4 protein-coding genes are annotated in these 4,023 nt (G+C 73.5%); 1 reads left to right on the forward strand and 3 read right to left on the reverse strand.

Annotation, left to right across the window (positions count from 1 at the left end):
* Positions 1-287: 287 nt before the first annotated feature.
* Positions 288-1,526 carry a glycosyltransferase gene (locus tag FV223_RS21915; protein WP_348643782.1) on the forward strand — a complete coding sequence of 413 codons (1,239 nt, stop codon included), beginning with the start codon at positions 288-290 and terminating at the stop codon, positions 1,524-1,526.
* A gap of 16 nt (positions 1,527-1,542) precedes the next feature.
* On the opposite strand, the gene FV223_RS21920 is transcribed toward FV223_RS21915, so the two are convergent.
* The 3 genes from FV223_RS21920 to FV223_RS21930 form a co-directional block, all read right to left on the reverse strand.
* On the reverse strand, positions 1,543-2,124 hold the full coding sequence (locus FV223_RS21920) for an SCO family protein (RefSeq protein WP_147728976.1): 582 nt from the start codon (positions 2,122-2,124) through the stop codon (positions 1,543-1,545).
* 215 nt (positions 2,125-2,339) lie between these two features.
* Positions 2,340-3,788, reverse strand: a complete 1,449-nt coding sequence (gene cysG, locus FV223_RS21925; RefSeq protein WP_147728977.1) for a siroheme synthase CysG — start codon at positions 3,786-3,788, stop codon at positions 2,340-2,342.
* A 44-nt stretch (positions 3,789-3,832) separates the two neighbouring features.
* The coding region (locus tag FV223_RS21930; RefSeq protein ID WP_147728978.1) for a (2Fe-2S)-binding protein at positions 3,833-4,023 on the reverse strand (191 nt) is incomplete at its 5' end.

A 4,023-nucleotide genomic window follows, 5' to 3' on the forward strand; every position in this document is an offset into this window, starting at 1 on the left:
TCGCCGAGCTGCTCGCCGGGCGCAGCCCGCGCGGGCGGATGCCGGCGGTGACGAGCCCGACCCGCCTGCGCGCGGCCCTGTTCGCGGCGATCCCCGAGGCCATCGCCGGCTACGCGGTCGACGACCTCGAAGCGAAGGCGCCGGACTGGGCCTTCGGCAGCCGTCCCCTGGGGCCGGCCCTGGCGCTGGTCGCGCTCGTGGCGTGCGCCGGCATCGTGGTGTTCGAGGCCCTGCCCCCGTTCCTCGCGGTGATCCTGGTCGTGGCGGCGCAGACGCTGTTCCTGGTGATGGCGATCTTCCGCGTCGGCGCCGTGTTCGTCGGCGTCCCGATCGTTCCGCCGCCGATCGCCTCGCCCCTTAGCGACCGCGACCTGCCGACCTACACCGTCCTCGTGGCGCTCTATCGCGAGGCCCGCGTGGTGCCGCGGCTCGTCTCGGCGCTGGCCCGGCTCGACTATCCGGCGGCCAAGCTCGACCTGAAGTTCGTCGTCGAGGCCGACGATGCCGGCACCATCGCCGCGCTGGCGGAGGTCCCCCTGCCCGCCCGCTTCGAGGTGATCGCGGTGCCCGACGGCCGGCCGCGGACGAAGCCGCGGGCGCTCAACGTCGCCCTGCCGCTCGCCCGCGGCGAGCTGCTCGTGGTCTACGACGCCGAGGACGTGCCCGATCCCGGCCAGCTCCGGCTCGCCGCCGAGATCTTCGCGCGGGCGCCCGCCCGCACCGCCTGCCTCCAGGGCCGGCTGGTGATCGACAACGCGGAGGATTCCTGGATCGCCCGGTGCTTCGCCATCGAGTATGCGGGCCTGTTCGACGTGCTCAATCCGGCGCTGGCGCAGTGGCGCCTGCCGATGCCGCTCGGCGGGACCTCGATGCACGTGCGCACCGAGGTGCTGCGCAAGCTGCACGGCTGGGACGCGCGCAACGTCACGGAGGATGCCGATCTCGGGATGCGGCTGGCCTGCGCCGGCTACGAGGTCGGCGACCTGCCGAGCGCGACGATCGAGGAGGCGCCGAACAACCTGCCGGCCTGGCTGCACCAGCGCGTCCGCTGGATGAAGGGGTTCCTGCAGACCACCGTCACCTACGGCCGCCGCCCCGCCGAGACCTGCCGGCAGCTCGGGCGCCTCGACGCGCTCTGCGCCGTGACGCTGCTGCCCGGCGCCGTCGCCTCGGCCCTGGTCTATCCGATCTTCCTCGTCTGGGCGGGCGCCGACTTCCTGCTCCAGGAGATCCCGGCCGCGCCCGAGCCCTGGCCGAACCTGCCGCTCGCCGTCGCGATCACCCTGTTCCTGGCGGGATCCGCGGCCCTGGTCCTGCCGGCGGCGCTCGGCTGCATCCGCCGGGGCTGGTGGGACCTGCTGTGGTTCGTGCCCGGGATGCTGCTCTACTTCGCCCTGGTCAGCGTCGCCGCGTGGCTCGCGGTGATCGAGTTCGTCCGCGCGCCCTCGCGCTGGAACAAGACCGAGCACGGGCTGTCGCGCACCTCGCGCAGCGGCCTGCTGCGTCCGCGGCGCCCGGCGGCGTGAGGCCCGCGCCGGATGCTCAGATCCGCCGCGCGAGCTCCGCCGCGGTCTCGTCGGCCGGGCGCATCAGGTTGAGCGCGCCAAGGAAGCGGTTCCTGCCGTCCATCACGTAGACCAGCGCGGTGTGCTCCATCGTGTAGTCGCCGTCCTTGCCCGGCACCTTGCGGCTGTAGGCACGATAGGCCTTCACGGCCGCCGCCACCTGCGCCGGGCTGCCGGTGAGCCCGGCGATCCGCGGATCGAAGCTCGACAGGTAGGCCTTGAGGCTCGCCGGCGTGTCCCGCTCGGGATCGACGGTGATGAAGGCGACCTTCATCGCCTTGGCCTTCGGCCCCAACGCCGCCAGCACGTCCGAGATCTGCTGCAGCGTGGTCGGGCAGATGTCGGGGCAGTGGGTGAAGCCGAAGAACACGAGGTGCGTGGCGCCCGCGAAGTCGGCTTCGGTGACCGCCTTGCCGTCCTGGTCGATCAGCGCGAACGGCCCGCCGACGCTCGAGGCCGCCACCTCCGTCCGCTCCGGCATCAGCGTGAACACGGCCGCCGCCGTGAGCCCGACGAAACCGAGCACGAAGGCGATGATGGGCAGGAGGGCGCGGCGCATGGAGGTGACCTTCTCGCGACGGCCGCTGGAACAGCATGGGCGGCCGCGGGAGGCAAGGTCGGGGCACCTCGGAGGCCCCCGGCGCTTTGCCTCAGGCCCGCGTTCCGTCGTGCGCCTCCCTGGCCTGGAACCCGGTTCAGCAGGTGCCCGCGCGACGCCCTCACGATGCGTCCGGCGTCACGATCGGGCTGGTCGCAGACGGGAAGCGGCCGGGTCTAGATCGCGATCTGCGCCTGCTCGACGCAGTCCGCGACACTCTGTTCCTTGAGCGCGTCGCCCACCATCAGGATCGCCGGTCCTTCGAGCAGCGAAGCCTCGACCCGCTCCGCGAGATCGGCCGCCGTGCCCCGCAGCGCCGCCTGGTTGGGCCGCGTCGCGTTGAACACCACCAGAGCGGGCGTCGCCGGTGCCAAGCCTTCGGCCACCGCGCGGTCCAGCAGCACCCGCAGGGTGCGCTTGGGCATGTAGACCACGGTGGTGACCGAAGGGTCGGCGAGCGCGCCCCAGTTCAGGTCGTCCGGCAGCGCGCCGCGGCGGTCGTGGCCGGTCACGTATTGCAGGCGGCGCGCCGCGTCGCGGTGGGTGAGCGAGACGCCGAGGGAGGCGGCCGCGCCCTGCGCCGCGCTGATCCCGGGCACCACGGCGACGGGGATGCCGGCCTGCCGGCAGGCCTCGATCTCCTCGCCGGCGCGCCCGAAGATCAGCGGGTCGCCGGACTTGAGGCGCACCACCTGCTTGCCGGACTTGGCGAGCGAGACCATCAGCGCGTTGATGTCGTCCTGGCGGCAGGAAGGGCCGTGGCCGGTCTTGCCGACCAGCATCGTGCGCGCCTCGCGGCGGGCGTAGTCCAGGATCTCGGGGGCGACGAGGTCGTCGTAGAGGATGACGTCGGCGTTGCGCAGGGCCCGCAGCGCCCTCAGCGTCAGCAGCTCGGCATCGCCCGGCCCGGCGCCGACCAGCGTCACCGCCCCGCCCTTCGGCGCGGCCTCGGTCTGCGCGAGCAGCCTGTCGAGGTCGGCCTGCGTCGGGGCCCGGTCGGGCTCGGCGAAGGCCAGATCCGAGAAGCGCTCCCAGAACCCGCGGCGCTCGCTGAACCCGTGGAAGCGGGCGGTGACGCCCTCGCGCCAGTCCCGCGCCGCCGCGACCCAACGCGAAAACCCGCGCGGCAGCATCGCCTCGATGCGCGCCCGCACGGTCTGCCCGAAGACCGGCACCGCGCCTTCCGTCGAGATGCCCACCACCAGCGGCGAGCGGTTGACGATGGCGCCGAACTTCACGTCGCAGAGATGCGGCCGGTCGACGGCGTTGACGATGGCGCCGGTGCCGCGCGCGGCCGCGACGAAGGCGACGCACTCGGCCTCGTCCTCCATCGCGCCGATGCAGAAGGCCGAGCCCCACAGGTCGTCCGGCGTCCAGGCCCGCTCGTGCAGGGTCACGCTGCCGGCGACGATCTCGCCCGGAACGTTGCGCATCTCCTCGCTCGGCTCGGCGGCGTAGACGTCGACGTGGGCGCCAGCGGCGGCGAGCAGCTTCACCTTCCAGGGCGCGCCGCCGTTCGAGCCGGCCAGCACCGCGCGCTTCCCCTGCAGCGGCACGAAGACGGGTAGGACGGCGAGGGGCTCGAGGCCGGCGCGGGTCTCGCGCGGCTGGCGGGGCGTGCTCATGAGGGTCGGCTTGGATCTCGGCAGGGTCACGGACGAACCTGATGCTACGCGGCGTCGCGCGCAAGCGCCTCCGGCAGCAGCTTGCGGATCTCAGGGATGCACGAGCCGCAATTCGTGCCGGCCTTGCAGGCCGCGCCCACCGCCTCGACGGAGCCCGCTCCGCCCGCGATGGTCGCCGTGATGACGTCGAGCCCGACCCCGTGGCAGGCGCAGACTACCGGCCCCGCCCCGGCGG

This window comes from Methylobacterium sp. WL116, from assembly GCF_008039455.1.
In the GTDB taxonomy this organism is placed as follows: Bacteria; Pseudomonadota; Alphaproteobacteria; order Rhizobiales; family Beijerinckiaceae; genus Methylobacterium.